9 protein-coding genes are annotated in these 13,915 nt (G+C 70.8%); 8 read left to right on the top strand and 1 reads right to left on the bottom strand.

Annotated elements, in window-relative coordinates; translation table 11 throughout:
• Positions 1-149 precede the first annotated feature (149 nt).
• From uvrB to VFW71_02680, 7 genes are all read left to right on the top strand, one after another.
• Positions 150-2,216 (top strand): excinuclease ABC subunit UvrB, encoded by a 2,067-nt coding sequence (gene uvrB / locus VFW71_02710; protein ID HEU5001676.1) that lies wholly within the window; start codon positions 150-152, stop codon positions 2,214-2,216.
• A 157-nt stretch (positions 2,217-2,373) separates the two neighbouring features.
• Entirely contained in the window at positions 2,374-2,985 is a 612-nt protein-coding gene (locus VFW71_02705; protein HEU5001675.1) for a hypothetical protein, read from the top strand.
• A gap of 78 nt (positions 2,986-3,063) precedes the next feature.
• Complete coding sequence (locus VFW71_02700; protein HEU5001674.1) at positions 3,064-6,453, top strand: S8 family serine peptidase; 3,390 nt, start codon at positions 3,064-3,066, stop codon at positions 6,451-6,453.
• Between the two features lie 71 nt (positions 6,454-6,524).
• Positions 6,525-7,526: an amidohydrolase family protein gene (locus tag VFW71_02695; GenBank protein HEU5001673.1), complete on the top strand. Its 1,002-nt coding sequence runs from the start codon at positions 6,525-6,527 to the stop codon at positions 7,524-7,526.
• A 10-nt stretch (positions 7,527-7,536) separates the two neighbouring features.
• The gene (locus tag VFW71_02690; GenBank protein ID HEU5001672.1) at positions 7,537-8,946 is read left to right on the top strand and encodes a trypsin-like peptidase domain-containing protein; all 1,410 of its coding nucleotides are present in this window, start codon (positions 7,537-7,539) and stop codon (positions 8,944-8,946) included.
• Positions 8,947-9,107: 161 nt separating this feature from the next.
• The gene (locus VFW71_02685; GenBank protein ID HEU5001671.1) at positions 9,108-9,689 is read left to right on the top strand and encodes a sigma-70 family RNA polymerase sigma factor; all 582 of its coding nucleotides are present in this window, start codon (positions 9,108-9,110) and stop codon (positions 9,687-9,689) included.
• Positions 9,686-10,354: a zf-HC2 domain-containing protein gene (locus VFW71_02680; GenBank protein HEU5001670.1), complete on the top strand. Its 669-nt coding sequence runs from the start codon at positions 9,686-9,688 to the stop codon at positions 10,352-10,354. Before VFW71_02685 ends, VFW71_02680 begins: the two co-directional genes overlap by 4 nt.
• A gap of 48 nt (positions 10,355-10,402) precedes the next feature.
• Here the strand turns inward: VFW71_02680 and VFW71_02675 are convergent, their stop codons facing one another.
• A complete protein-coding gene (locus VFW71_02675) occupies positions 10,403-10,723 on the bottom strand; it encodes a hypothetical protein (GenBank protein ID HEU5001669.1) in 321 nt (106 codons plus the stop codon).
• Between the two features lie 85 nt (positions 10,724-10,808).
• On the opposite strand from VFW71_02675, the gene uvrA reads away from it, so the two are divergent.
• Positions 10,809-13,748, top strand: coding sequence for an excinuclease ABC subunit UvrA (uvrA, locus tag VFW71_02670; protein HEU5001668.1), 2,940 nt, complete (start codon positions 10,809-10,811; stop codon positions 13,746-13,748).
• Positions 13,749-13,915 lie beyond the last annotated feature (167 nt).

The following is a 13,915-nucleotide window of genomic DNA, read 5'->3' as shown; positions in this document are numbered from 1 at the left end:
TCCCCCAGGGCCTCGGTGCCGAAGTCCTCGGGCGGGAACAGATCCGTGGTCGGTTGCTCGAACATGTGTTCTAGTCTACCACACCCAAGCCGCAACCATGCACGAGATGTGGCAAGAAATCTTGAAAATCTTTGAGGAGTGGCTGACAGATGGCCGGCGACACGTCGCAGGCCCCCGTGGACCGATCACCCCTCAGTACACTTGCCCCCGTGGGGTCCTTCAAGCTCGTCTCAGAATTCGCCCCTGCTGGTGATCAGCCGGCGGCCATCGCCCAGCTCGCCGAGGGCGTGGAGCGCGGTGACCGGCGCCAGACCCTCCTCGGCATCACCGGATCGGGCAAGAGCTTCACCATTGCCGGCGTCGTCGAGGCCTGCCAGCGGCCCACCCTGGTCATGGCCCCCAACAAGTCCCTCGCCGCCCAGCTGTGCAACGAGTTCAAGGAGTTCTTCCCGGGCAACGCCGTGGAGTACTTCGTCTCCTACTACGACTACTACCAGCCCGAGGCCTACATCCCGAGCAGCGACACCTACATCGAGAAGGATTCGTCGATCAACGATGAGATCGACCGCCTCCGGCACTCGGCCACCTCGGCCCTCCTCAGCCGGCGGGACGTGATCATCGTGGCCAGCGTGTCGTGCATCTACGGCCTGGGATCGCCGATCGAGTACGAGAACCACCTGCTGCGCCTCAAGGTGGGCGGCGAATACCCGCAGGGCGCCATCCTCCGGCGGCTGGTCGACATCGCCTACGAGCGCAACGACTTCAGCTTCATCCGGGGCAAGTTCCGGGTGCGGGGCGACACCGTCGACATCTTCCCGGCCTATGAGGAGTCCGCCTTCCGGGTGGAGCTGTTCGGCGACACCGTCGACCGCCTGGTCCGCCTCGACCCGCTGACCGGCGAGGTGCTGGCGGAGCTGGAAGACCTCGTGGTCTTCCCGGCTTCGCACTACGTGGCGAGCAAGCCCCGGATGGAGCGGGCGATCGCCGGCATCGAGGACGAGCTCAAGGACCGCCTGCACCAGCTGGAGATCCAGCAGAAGCTGCTCGAGGCCCAGCGCCTGCGGATGCGCACCGAGTACGACCTCGAGATGCTGCGCCAGGTGGGCTTCTGCAACGGGATCGAGAACTACTCCCGCCACATCGACGGCCGGACCCCGGGCTCGCCGCCCTTCACCCTGCTCGACTACTTCCCCGATGACTTCCTGTGCGTCATCGACGAGTCGCACGTCACCGTGCCGCAGCTGCACGGCCAGTACGAGGGCGACCGCAGCCGCAAGGAGACCCTGGTGGACTTCGGGTTCCGCCTGCCCAGTGCCATGGACAACCGGCCGCTGCGCTTCGACGAGTTCATCGACCGGGTGGGCCAGATGATCTTCCTGTCGGCCACGCCCTCGCCCTACGAGCTGGAGGTGTCCCAGCAGATTGTGGAGCAGATCGTCCGCCCCACCGGCCTGGTGGATCCCCAGGTGGTGATCCGCCCGTCCAAAGGCCAGATCGACGACCTGATCCACGAGATCCGCCTCCGGGTGGAGCGCGACCAGCGCACGCTGGTGACCACGCTCACCAAGAAGATGGCCGAGGACCTCACCGACTATCTCCTGGAGATGGGGATCCGGGTGCGGTACCTGCATTCCGACGTCGACACCATCCAGCGCATCGAGATCCTGCGGGACCTGCGGCTGGGGGCGTTCGATGTCCTGGTGGGCATCAACCTCCTGCGTGAGGGCCTGGACCTTCCCGAGGTGTCCCTGGTGGCCATCCTCGACGCCGACAAGGAGGGTTTCCTACGCTCGGAGACGTCGCTGATCCAGACGATCGGGCGGGCCGCCCGCAACGTCGATGGCCAGGTGGTGATGTACGCCGACGGCGTGACCGACTCGATGCATCGGGCCATCTCGGAGACCAACCGCCGCCGGGACATCCAGATGCGCCACAATGCCGAGCTGGGAATCGACCCGCAGTCGATCCGCAAGAAGGTGTCCGACATCCTGCTCTCGCTCTCGCCCGGGCAGGCCGCTCCCCGGGGGCGGAACAAGCGGGGCCGCCGGGAACGGGAGCCCGAGGTGGTGGCCATGCCGAAGGATGAGCTGGGCCGCCTGATCCAGTCCCTCGAGGAGGAGATGCACGAGGCTGCCAAGGAACTGCGTTTTGAGTATGCCGGCCGCCTGCGGGATGAGATCGCCGACCTCCGCCGGGAGCTGAAAGCCCTTGCCTGACAAGGGCTCGGACAAAAGGCCTGACGAGGGACCTGACAAGGGACCTGGCAAAGGACCTGGCAAAGGGCCCGACAAGGGCCCTGGCAAGAGGCCTGAGCGGGGCGACGCCACGACCAACGGCCACGGGCCCGCCAAGCGGGCCGTCAAGGCCCAGCCGGTGACGGCCAGGCCCGGCACCAGGCCCGGCACCAAGGCCCGCACCCAACCCGGGACCAGGCCCGGGACCAGGCCCGGGGCGCGCCCCACCAAGGCCGGACCCCCGGCCCGCCGGAGCAATCAGACCGCCTTCAGCCGGTCGTTCGTGATGATCGCCGTGGTGTCCGCCTGCCTCGGTGCGGGGCTGCTGGTGGGCGGGCTGGTGGGCGCCGTGGCGGCGGGGAGTGACGGCATCATGGCGGGCCTGGCCGTCGGGGCGGTCGCCGGGGTGTGGGGCGGGGTCCGGGTCGCCGGCAGGTTCAACCGGGGACAGCGGGGGTTCGTGGTAGCCGGCATTGCCGGGACCGCTGGTCTGGTGGCCGCGCTGGGCAGCGCAGCCGGGCTCAGCAAGCTCTCCGATTCTCCCGTGCGCTCCGTCCTGGAGGTGGTGACGATCCTCCTTCCGGGGGCGTTCGCTTCAATAGGGGCGCGGATCGGGGCACGGATCGGCGCGGGCCGCCGGGCGCCCGCACCTGCCCCTGAGCCGGAGCCGGAGCCGGAGCCCGACGTCATCCCGAAGTCAGCCCCCAGGGCCAGACCTCGGTCCCGGCCCAAGCCCCCAGCGCAGCGATAATAAGGGGTATTGAACGTACGGGGGAAGTGGAGTATTCTCGCCTTTCTCGGGGGCCGACAACCGAAAAAGGAGAGAGGAATGACACCTCGCTTCCCACCCTGGAGTCTGCACCTCGGTCTCGCCATCGGACTCGTCGCCCCTCGTCTTGCCGCCAGCCCGGCATCTGCCGCGCCGGCCCCCGGGGTGTTCGCACCCCCCACCTACCTCAGCCCACTCTCGCAAGCCCAGGTGGCGGCGCTGTCGGCCAACGCGACCCAGAACGTCATCGTGGTGCTGCGCAACCAGCACCCCGAGGTGCCGGGCGCCGGCAACCAGGCATCCCACCGGGCTTCGACGCTGAGGGGGGACCAGGCGCCGATCCTGAACGAGCTCCGCACGCTCCAGGCCCCGAAAGCGCAGGGCTACTCGTTCATCAACGCAGTCGCCGCCACCATGTCCACCGCCGAGGCGGCGCGGCTGGCTGCCGACCCCTCCGTCCTGGAGGTCGTTCCGGACAGCGTCGTGCCCGGTCCCAGCCCCGCGACCTCGGCACAGGCCGTGGCCCAGGCCGCCACCGGCGCCGCCGCCAGCCCGGCGGTGGTGACCGGCAATCCAGCGGCCACCTGCCCCTCCAATCCGGCCCAGCCGATCCTGGAGCCCGAGGCCCTGCAGCTGATGCAGGTCAACTACGGCCCGGGTGTCACGCAGCCCGCCGCCAATGACCTGGCGACCGGCACCGGCGTGAAGGTGGCGGTCTTCCCCGACGGGCTGGACCCCAACATCCCCGACTTCACCCGCAACGGATCCTCGGTGATCTTCGATTACCAGGACTTCAGCGGCGATGGCATCAACGGCGTGACGGGGGGCGAAGAAGCCTTCGGCGACGCCAGCTCGATCGCCGCCCAGGGCAACCAAACCTATGACCTCAGCGGAGAGGTGAACCCGGCCCACCCGCTGCCGGCCGGCTGCACCATCCGAATCCAGGGCGTCGCCCCGGGCGCGTCGCTGGCGGTCATGAAGGTCTTCGGTCACTCGAACGGCGCCCCGAACAGCGTGGTTCTCGAGGGGATCGACTACGCGGTCAGTCACGACCACGTCGACGTACTGAGCGAGTCCTTCGGCGGCAACCCGGTCCCCAACCCTTCGAACGACCCCATAGCCATCGCCGACGAGGACGCCGTCGCCGCCGGGATCACCGTTGTGGCCAGTACCGGCGACGCCGGTCCCACCAACACCATCGGGACCCCCTCGAGCGATTCCGCGGTCATCTCCGCCGGGGCCTCCACCAGCTACCGGGAGTACGCCCAGACCACCTCGTACGGGTACCAGTTCGGTGGCAACGGCTGGCAGAGCAACAATCCGAGCTCGCCCTCCAGCTCGGGCGTCACCGAGTTCGGACCCCACACCATCGACGTCGTCGCACCGGGTGAGAATGGCTGGGCAGACTGCTCGCCGAACACGACCGAGTTCACCGAGTGTGCCGACCTGTTCAACGGGCCGGACCCGCAGCCCATCGTGGCGTTCGGCGGGACCAGTGAGGCCGCGCCGCTCACCGCCGGGGTCGCCGCCCTCGTGATCCAGGCCTACCGGGACACCCACGCCGGCGCCACGCCCAGCCCGGCCCTCGTCAAGCAGATCATCAAGAGCAGCGCCCAGGACCTCAGCATCGTGGCCGGCCAGCAGGGGGCGGGGCTCGTCGACGCCCTCCGGGCAGTGCAGGATGCCCGCTCCATCGGCTCCACTCCCGAGGGCAGCGGCCTGCTGTACTCCACCAACTCCATATCCCACACCGGTGCAGCAGGGGCGGCAACCGTCACGCCGGTAACCCTGACCAACGTGGGTGCGGTCACCCAGACGGTGACGCCCACCGTCCAGGCGCTGGGGCCGGCGACCACCATTGCCAGCGGCACGCTGCAGCTCAACCAGGCGACCGACCCCACCTTCGTCTACCAGACCGGCCAGGTGCTGGGCGACGTGCACCTGGTGCACTTCACTGTGCCCGCCGGCCTCAACCAGCTGGAGGACCAGATTGCCTGGGCGACTGGGAACCAGCCGACGTCGACCGTCCGGGAGTCCCTGTTCGATCCTCAGGGCCGGATCGCCGCCCAGTCCCGTCCGCAGGGCAGCGGGGGCGGCTACGGCCAGGTGCAGGTGGTCAACCCGGCGCCCGGCACGTGGACCATGCTGGCGTTCGAGAGCGTGGCGTACAGCGGCCCCCTCGCGTACACCATCACCGGCTCCGCCTTCCAGCCGGTCGCCGGATCCGTCGTGCCGGCCGTGCAGACCATCGGCCCCGGCGGCTCGGCAACGTTCAACGTGCACGTGACGGATCCGGCGGCCCCGGGCGACCGTGCTGAGTCCCTGGACTTCGGCACCGACGCCGGTGGCAGCGCGCCGGCCTCGATCCCGGTCACGCTCCGGACGCTGGTCCCGCTGGGAGGCAGCTTCAGCGGCATCCTGACGGGCGGCAACCAGCGCATGTCGTTCGCTAACCAGGAACTGGCCTACCAGTTCGTGGTCCCGCCCGGCCAGCAGAACCTTGGGCTGAACGTCAACGTCCAGGACGACTCCGCGGGCTACCAGTTGCTCGGCTTCCTCGTCGACCCCGGCGGGTCGCCGGTCGACGTGCAGTCCACCCTCACGCCGGATGGCAGCCAGAACCTCCAGACCATGCACCTTTCGTGGGTGGCCCCCAGCGCGGGGACCTGGAGCCTCGACCTGGAGCAGTTGAATTCGGTGTCGTCGGTCAAGACCTCCACCGGCATATCGGGGACCATCGGGCTCGGCGCTCCGGCGGCCACCGGATCGCTTCCCAAGCACCGGGACATCCCGCCGGGGCACACTGTGAACGCGACCGTCTCGGTGACCAACAACGGCAACTCGCCGGAGTTTGTGTCCGTTGACCCCCGGCTCGACCAGTCCACGGTGATCCCGCTGGCGAGCCTGGTGACCCCTACCGGCGTCCCGCTCCCGACCACCGATCCGGCGACGATGCCGCAGTTCATCGTGCCGCCGTTCAGCACCGCAGTACAGATTGCCGCCCAGTCGACGGTGCCGATCAACATGGACACCAGCCCCGAGTTCGGTTCGCCGGAGATCCCCGCGGCGTCGGTGAGCGACGACGCGGTGGCGACCTTCTTCGCTCCCGACCTCCCGGCGTCGGTGTGGTCGTGTGGGCCCGCGGAGCAGGGCCCGTTCGCCGCTACGGCGACGGCGACCACCTTCGACTGCGGGGCGGCCGCCCTGACCGCGGCCTTTGACCCCAACGTGTCGTCCACGACCGGCAACATCTGGTCGGCGCTCGAGGGGATCACCGGCGCCTACGCCCCGCTGGTGCTGCAGCCCGGTCAGACTGGGACGATCCAAGTCGGGTTCACCGGGCCGGCCCCCAACGGCACGCTGGTCTCCGGGGTGCTCAACGTGGAGTCGTTCAACTTCGGGACGGTGAGCTCGGACCAGATCGCGGCCATCCCGTACAGCTACCGCTGAGCGGCACCCGCGCCTTTCTCGGCGTCGCGCTCTTTGACGGAGAGCGCTTCGCCGGGGCGCGGACCGTGGTGGTGGCTGATGGCCGGGTCACCTCGGTCGGCCCGCCGGGCACCGTCGAGGTGCCCGCCGGAGCCCGGGTGGTCGACGGTGCGGGCTGCACGCTGCTGCCCGGGTTCATCGACGCCCACGTGCACCTCGGCTTGGTCCGGCCCGCCCGGGTGCTGGCCGGGGGGATCACGACCGCCCGCGACCTCGGCTGGGAGCGGCGCACGATCCACGGGCTCCGCCAGGCACTAGCGGCGGACCCGGCCGCCGGGCCCCGGCTGCTGGCCGCCGGGCCGATGCTGACCTCGCCCCGAGGCTACCCTTCCCGCGCCCGGTGGTGCCCCCGGGGCAGCGCCCTCGAAGTGCGCTCGGCGGGGGAGGCCCGGGCGGCGGTGGGTGAGCTGGCCGGCTGGGGTGCCGCGGTCATCAAGGTGGCCCAGGAGCCGCGGGCAGGTCCGACCTTGCCGCCGGACGTGCTGGGCGCCGTGGTCGAGGCGTCCCACGGCCTCGGTCTGCGGGTGACCAGCCACTGCGGGGCCCTCGCCGAGCTCGTCCGGGCGCTCGACGCCGGTGTCGACGAGCTGGCCCACGGCCTCTGGAGCGACGAGGCGGTCCCGCAGGCGGTTATGGAACGCATGGTCGAAGCCGGGATGGTCGTCGTCCCGACGCTCCACATCGATCCCTCGCCGGCCCGGATAGACAACCTACGGCGATTCCTGGCGGGGGGCGGCCGGGTGGTCTACGGCACGGACATGGGCAACGCCGGCCCGCCGGCGGGGATCGACCCGGCCGAGCTGGCCCTGCTGGTGCAGGCAGGGATGAGCGTGGAGACCGCCCTGGCGGCGGCCACCTCCGGCGCGGCGGCGTACCTCGGCCTCGAGGGCCGGGGGCATGTGGCGGCGGGCGCCGCCGCCGACCTGGTGCTGGTGGAGGGGGACCCGGCCGCCGACCTGCGGGTGCTGGCCCGACCCCGCCTCGTGCTGCGGGACGGCCACGATCCCTCAGGGGGGCACCAGGCGGGAGTGTGATACTTGCGGCGTGGGCGCCGACGGTCAGTCCACCCAACCCCTCCCGGCCCTGCCTCCGCGCGCTCCAGGCGGGCCGGCCTGGGTGCCTCCGGGATACGGCGGCGGATATGGCGGAGGTGCCGGCGGAGGGTGGCCGCCCCCCAGCCCGTGGCGGCCGCCGCCACCCCCCAAGAAGCGCACGGGCCTCGCCATCCTGGGCATCGTCGTGGCGCTGGCGCTTGCCGTGGTCGCCGGACTCACGGCGGCGGCGGTGATCAACCCGGGCGGCACCAACCTCGTGGGCGGGGTCGCGCCGTCCCTGACCCCGCTGGCATCGCCCACCCCGACCCTCGCCCCAGCGCCGAGCCCCTCCCCGGAGCCTTCCCCGCCGCCTTCAGCGGTGGTGGTCCCATCGCCCGTGCTGGCACCGTCGCCGGCGCCGAGGCCACCGGCGGCTGCCCCGGCCACCGCCCCGCTCAGCGCGGCGGCGATTGCCGCCCGCCTGACGCCCAGCATCGTGGACGTCGATTCCAATCTTGGGGCGGGATCGAGTGCCGCCGGCACCGGGATCGTCATCGGCCCGGACGGCGTGGTGCTGACCAACAACCACGTCATCGCCGGGGCGGTGGCCATCCGGGTCCTGGTCATCAGCACGGGCCGGGCCTACACCGGCCTGGTGGTCGGGACCGACAAGACCGATGACATCGCCGTCGTGCGGATGGTGGGGGCGTCAGGCCTGGCGCCGGCGCCACTCGGGAACTCCTCGAGCGTGGCGGTAGGCGATTCGGTGCTCGCCCTCGGCAATGCGCTGGGGGCCAACGGGCCGCCCTCGGTCGCCCCGGGCCAGGTGGTGGCCCTCAACCAGTCGATCACAGCGTCCGACTCCTCGACCGGGAGCTCGGAGAACCTCGCCGGGCTCATCCGGATCAACGCCCCGTTGCAGCCCGGGGACTCGGGCGGGCCGCTGGCCAACACGCTCGGCCAGGTGATCGGCATGGACACCGCGGCCTCCTCCCGGCTGCGCTTCAGCACGGGCACCGGCGTGGGCTTTGCCATCCCCATCAACCGGGCGGTCGCCATCGCCCAGGACATCCTGGCGGGCCGGGTGAACTCCAGCAACCCCTCTCAGCTCCCCGGCTTCCTGGGGGTCGCCGTCGAGGACCTCGGCAGCGTCGTGGCCACGAATCCCGGATACCGGCCGCCGGTGGCCGCCGGGGCGTACGTGGCGCAGGTCACCCCGGGTGATCCGGCGCAGCAGGCGGGCATCGCCGCCGGGGACATCATCGTGTCCGTCGACGGCGCCGCGGTGACCTCGACCGGCTCGCTGACCTCGATCCTGGCGGGCCACCATGCCGGGGACGCCGTGCAGGTGGGGTGGGTGGATGATGCCGGCCGGCCCCACCAGGCCGCAGTGACGCTGGTCTCGGCGCCTCCCAACTAGGCCTCAACCAGACCTGAGAACCAGGCCCCGAACCGGACGACCGAAATCCCTGCGGGCTTGCCATCCGTACTTCTTCCTGGAAGGAGGGCGGATACGCCGAAAAATCTGCCCCGTTGGCCCCCACGATGAACTCTCTCAGCGCGCCGTACGTAGTATCGGGTGTGCGGCAACGGGCGGACGGGACATCGACGCCTTCGGACGAGGCCCTTCTGGCGGCCATGGGCCTCGGCGAGCGCGCCGCCGCCGGGGCCTTCGTGCAGCGCTTCCAGGCCCGGGTGTACGGCCTGGCGATGTCGATCGTCGGGGACCCGAGCTTGGCCGAGGACATCGCCCAGGAGGCCCTGACCCGGGCCTGGCGCAACGCCTCCGCCTATGACCCGCGCCGGGGGACCGTGGCCACCTGGCTGCTGACCATCACCCGCAACCTGGCCATCGACAGCCTGCGCCTGCACCGGGCGACCCCGATGGACCCCGGCACCATCGCGGAGTGGGAGATCTTCAGCGAGGAACCCGGCCCGGCGGAGAACGCCGTGCGGGCCGAGACCGCGCGGGACGTCCGGGGGGCGGTCCGCCTGCTCCCGGTGGACCAGCGCCGGGCTCTGGTCCTGGCGGCGTTCTACGGCCGGACGGCGCAGGAGATCGCCACCATGGAGGGAGTGCCGCTCGGGACGGCGAAGACCCGGATCCGGGCGGGGATGCGCAAGCTGCGGGGCATGCTGGCCGAAGGATCGGTGTCGCCGTGAATGTTTCCCCGGAACTGACCTGCGCCGAGGTGGAGGAGCTGGCCCCCGAGCTGGCGCTCGGGATCCTGCCCGGCGACCAGCGGGCGCACGTGCTGGCGCACCTCGACGGGTGTGCCGGTTGCCGGCGGGTGGTGAAGGAGCTGGCCGACGCCGGCGACGCCCTCCTCGCCATGGCCCCCGAGATCGAGCCGCCCGCCGGCTTCGCCCAGCGGGTGACGAAGGGCATGCGTCCCGGGGGCTCCGGCTTCTGGCTGGGACGGCGGCTGCGCTGGATGGCAGCCACCGCCAGCGTGGCCTTCATCGTCGGGTTGGCCATCGGGTTGCTGCCCGGCCGCCTCAGCGGCGGCGGCACGGTAGCGGTGCGCGAGGCAGCGTTCCTGAACGCCGGCCTGAACGGCGGCGGTGAGATGGTGAGCGGGGAGGTCTACGCCCGCTCAGGCAACCCCTCCTGGGTCTTCATGACCGTGAAGGGCGGGGAGGCGAGCGGCGCCTACACCTGCATGCTCGTCCTGGCCAGCGGCCAGCGGTTGGCGATCGGCAGCTTCCCGATGCACAGCGGGTCGGGGAGCTGGGGGCGATCGGTCAACGTTACGGTGAGCGACATCCACTCCGTGGTGCTCCTCGACGCCTCGGGGGCCACGGCGGCCACTGCCACGCTGGGCTGAGAATCCGGACACCCGCACTGCGGCACCACAGTTAGAGGATGCCGGGCGTTACGTGCGGGGGCGCCGCCCCGTGATCCGCAGCCCGTGGAGCACGCCGAGCAGGGGCGAGGCCACGAGGACGAAGGGCACGGCGTTGAGGACGCCGTTCTCGAAGGTCCCCGCCCCGGCCTGACCGGCGTGCCCGCCCGGGGCTAGCAGGGCGAAGGCGAAGAAGGGGACGAGGCCAAAGGCGACCAGCCAGATCGAGGCGGCCACCAGCAGGACCACCTTGCGCTCGCCGGTGCCCACCCGCTGGACTAGGCGGGCGGCGGCCACGGCCCCGGCGGCGAGGAGGGCGACCTCGATCACGGCCACCAGCGTCAGGTTCATCGCCCCGGATTATGCGGCCCCTTGTGTTGTGCGAGGCACAATGGCGGGCGTGACACCGCCCTCGGGAGGCCCCGCCTCCCACCTCATGAGCAAACTGACGATCAGGGGTGCCCGCGAGCACAACCTCAAGGACGTCCACCTCGAGCTGCCCCGGGACGCCCTCATCGTCTTCACCGGGTTGTCCGGGTCGGGGAAGTCGTCGCTCGCCTTCGACACAATCTATGCCGAGGGCCAGCGGCGCTATGTCGAGAGCCTCTCAGCCTACGCCCGGCAGTTCCTCGGCCAGATGGAGAAGCCCGACGTCGACTTCATCGAGGGCCTGTCGCCGGCGATCTCCATCGACCAGAAGTCGGCCTCCCGGAACCCGAGATCGACGGTGGGGACGATCACCGAGGTCTACGACTACCTGCGCCTGCTCTATGCCCGCATCGGCCAGCCGCACTGCCCGAACTGCGGGCGGCCCATCGCCCGGCAGTCGCCCAGCCAGATCGTGGACCAGGTCATAGCGCTGGCCCCGGGGACCCGGTTCCAGGTCCTGGCGCCCATCGCCCAGGGGAAGAAGGGCGAGTTCGAGAAGGTGCTGTCCGACCTCGCCGGGAAGGGATTCGCCCGGGCCCGGGTGGACGGCAAGGTGATGGACCTGGCCGACAACATCCGCCTGGACAAGTACTACAAGCACGACATCGACGTGATCGTCGACCGCCTGGTGCTCAAAGACGACATCGGCCGGCGGCTGGCGGACTCGGTGGAGACCGCCCTGGGGCTCACCGAGGGCATCGTGGGCGTCGAGCTGGTGGATGCCGGGGAGACGATGCTGTTCTCGGAAAAGGCCGCGTGCCTCACCTGCGGGCTGTCATTCGACGAGCTGCAGCCCCGCAACTTCTCGTTCAACACCCCCTACGGGGCCTGCCCCCGCTGCGACGGCCTCGGGGTCCACCTGGAGGCCGACCCCGAGCTGGTAGTGCCCGACCCGGACCGGTCGGTGCTCGAGGGGGCCATCAGCCCATGGTCCAGCGGGCGGCTGGAGTACTTCGACCGCATGCTGGAGGCGGTGGCGGATTCCTTCGGGTTCTCGACCTCGACCCCGTGGTCTGCGCTGACCCCCGAGCAGCGGGACGCCGTCCTCTACGGCACCGGCGCCGCCGAGGTCTTCATCAAGTACAAGAACCGCTACGGCCGGGTGCGCCAGTACCACACCACCTTCGAGGGGGTCATCCCCTGGCTGGAGCGCCGCCGGCAGGAGGCCGAGTCCGACACCACCCGGGAGCGCATCGAGCAGTACTTCCGCGAGGTGCCCTGCCCGTCGTGCCACGGTGCCCGGCTCCGCCCGGAGTCGCTCGCCGTCACGGTGGGCGGCAGGAATATCTGGGAGCTGTCCCAGCTGTCCGCCCAGGAGGCGGCGAAGTTCCTCGGGTCCCTGGAGCTGACCGACCGGGAGCGGGCGATCGCCGGCCGCATCCTGAAGGAGGTGGACGCCCGGCTCGGGTTCCTGGTGGACGTCGGCCTCGACTACCTGACCATCGAGCGGGGGGCCGCCACCCTGGCCGGCGGCGAGGCCCAGCGGATCCGCCTGGCAACCCAGATCGGCAGCGGCCTGGTGGGCGTGCTCTACATCCTGGACGAGCCCTCGATCGGCCTGCACCCCCGGGACAACCGGCGCCTGATCGACACCCTGGTGCGGCTACGGGACCTGGGCAACACGCTCATCGTCGTCGAGCACGACGCCGAGACCATGGCGGCCGCCGACCACGTCGTCGACATCGGCCCGGGGGCGGGGGAGCACGGGGGCAGGATCGTGTACTCGGGCTCCTTCGAGGGGCTGAAGGCGGACCGGTCATCGCTGACCGGGGCCTACCTGTCCGGGCGGCGGTCGGTGCCCGTCCCGGCGGAGCGGCGGAAGCCGGAGCGGGGCTGGATCACGGTACGGGGTGCCCGGGAACATAACTTGAAGGGCATCGACGTCCGCTTCCCGATCGGGCTGTTCACTGTGGTGACCGGCGTCTCGGGGTCGGGCAAGTCCACGCTGGTCAACGACATCCTCTTCCGGGGCGTGCACCGCCACCTGCTGCGCTCGGCGAAGCTGCTCCCCGGGCGCCACAAGCGCATCGAGGGTCTGGACCTCGTGGACAAGGTGATCGACATCGACCAGTCGCCGATCGGCCGGACGCCCCGCTCCAACCCGGCCACCTACACGGGGATGTTCAACCACATCCGCACGCTGTTCTCCCAGACCGCCGAGGCCCGGGTGCGGGGCTACCTGCCCGGGCGGTTCTCCTTCAACGTCAAGGGGGGCCGGTGCGAGAACTGCCAGGGCGACGGCCAGATCAAGATCGAGATGTACTTCCTGCCCGACATGTACGTCACCTGCGAGGTCTGCCGGGGGCGGCGGTACAACCGGGACACCCTCGAGGTGCACTACAAGGGGAAGAGCATCAGCGACGTGCTGGAGATGAGCGTCGAGGAGGCGCTGGGCTTCTTCTCCGCCATCCCGCCCATTGCCCGCCACCTGGAGACGCTGCACGGGGTGGGCCTGGGCTACGTGCGCCTGGGCCAGCCCGCCCCCACGCTGTCGGGCGGCGAGGCGCAGCGGGTGAAGCTGGCCACCGAGCTGGCCAAGCGGGCGACGGGCCGGACGCTGTACATCCTCGACGAGCCCACCACCGGCCTGCACTTCGAGGACGTCGCCAAGCTGCTGGCGGTGCTGGACGGCCTGGTGGCCAAGGGGAACACCGTCATCGTGATCGAGCACAACACCGATGTGATGAAGACCGCCGACTGGATCATCGACCTCGGCCCGGAGGGCGGGGGAGCGGGGGGCGAGCTGGTGGCCGAGGGGCCGCCGGAGGTGATTGCCGGCTCGGACCTTTCGTACACGGCCCGTTACCTGCGGCCGCTGCTGCCGGTCCGGGCGGGGGCTGCCGGAGCGGGTCCCGGAGTTGGTGCGGGCCGGGCGGGGGCGGGCCGGGCAGGGGCGGGCCGGGCAGGGGCTGGGGCGAAGCGGGGGAGCCGCCAGAAGCCGGCCTAAAGGGAGTCTGTGAGTGCTGAGGCCCCTATACAGGGTGTCGCAAAATCGAGGCCTCAAACTAGCAATCGCGAAATCCAACACCTTCCCCCGGAAGTGTGCGCGAATGGGGGCATGGCCAAACACTATGTCTCCACGGATCGCATGACCCCGTTCCTCATGCCGCCCAG

The sequence above is a fragment of the Actinomycetota bacterium genome (assembly GCA_035765775.1).
In the GTDB taxonomy this organism is placed as follows: Bacteria; Actinomycetota; CADDZG01; order JAHWKV01; family JAOPZY01; genus DASTWV01.
The sequence above is the reverse complement of the archived record's forward strand: the minus strand, read 5'-3'. Positions and strand labels throughout refer to the sequence as shown.

What these genes read in the sequence shown, in the direction of transcription:
- uvrB (HEU5001676.1), top strand. Translation starts at nt 150, where the DNA reads ATGGCCGGCGACACGTCGCAGGCCCCCGTGGACCGATCACCCCTCAGT.
- VFW71_02700 (HEU5001674.1), top strand. Translation starts at nt 3,064, where the DNA reads ATGACACCTCGCTTCCCACCCTGGAGTCTGCACCTCGGTCTCGCCATC.
- VFW71_02675 (HEU5001669.1), bottom strand. Translation starts at nt 10,723, where the DNA reads ATGAACCTGACGCTGGTGGCCGTGATCGAGGTCGCCCTCCTCGCCGCC.
- uvrA (HEU5001668.1), top strand. Translation starts at nt 10,809, where the DNA reads ATGAGCAAACTGACGATCAGGGGTGCCCGCGAGCACAACCTCAAGGAC.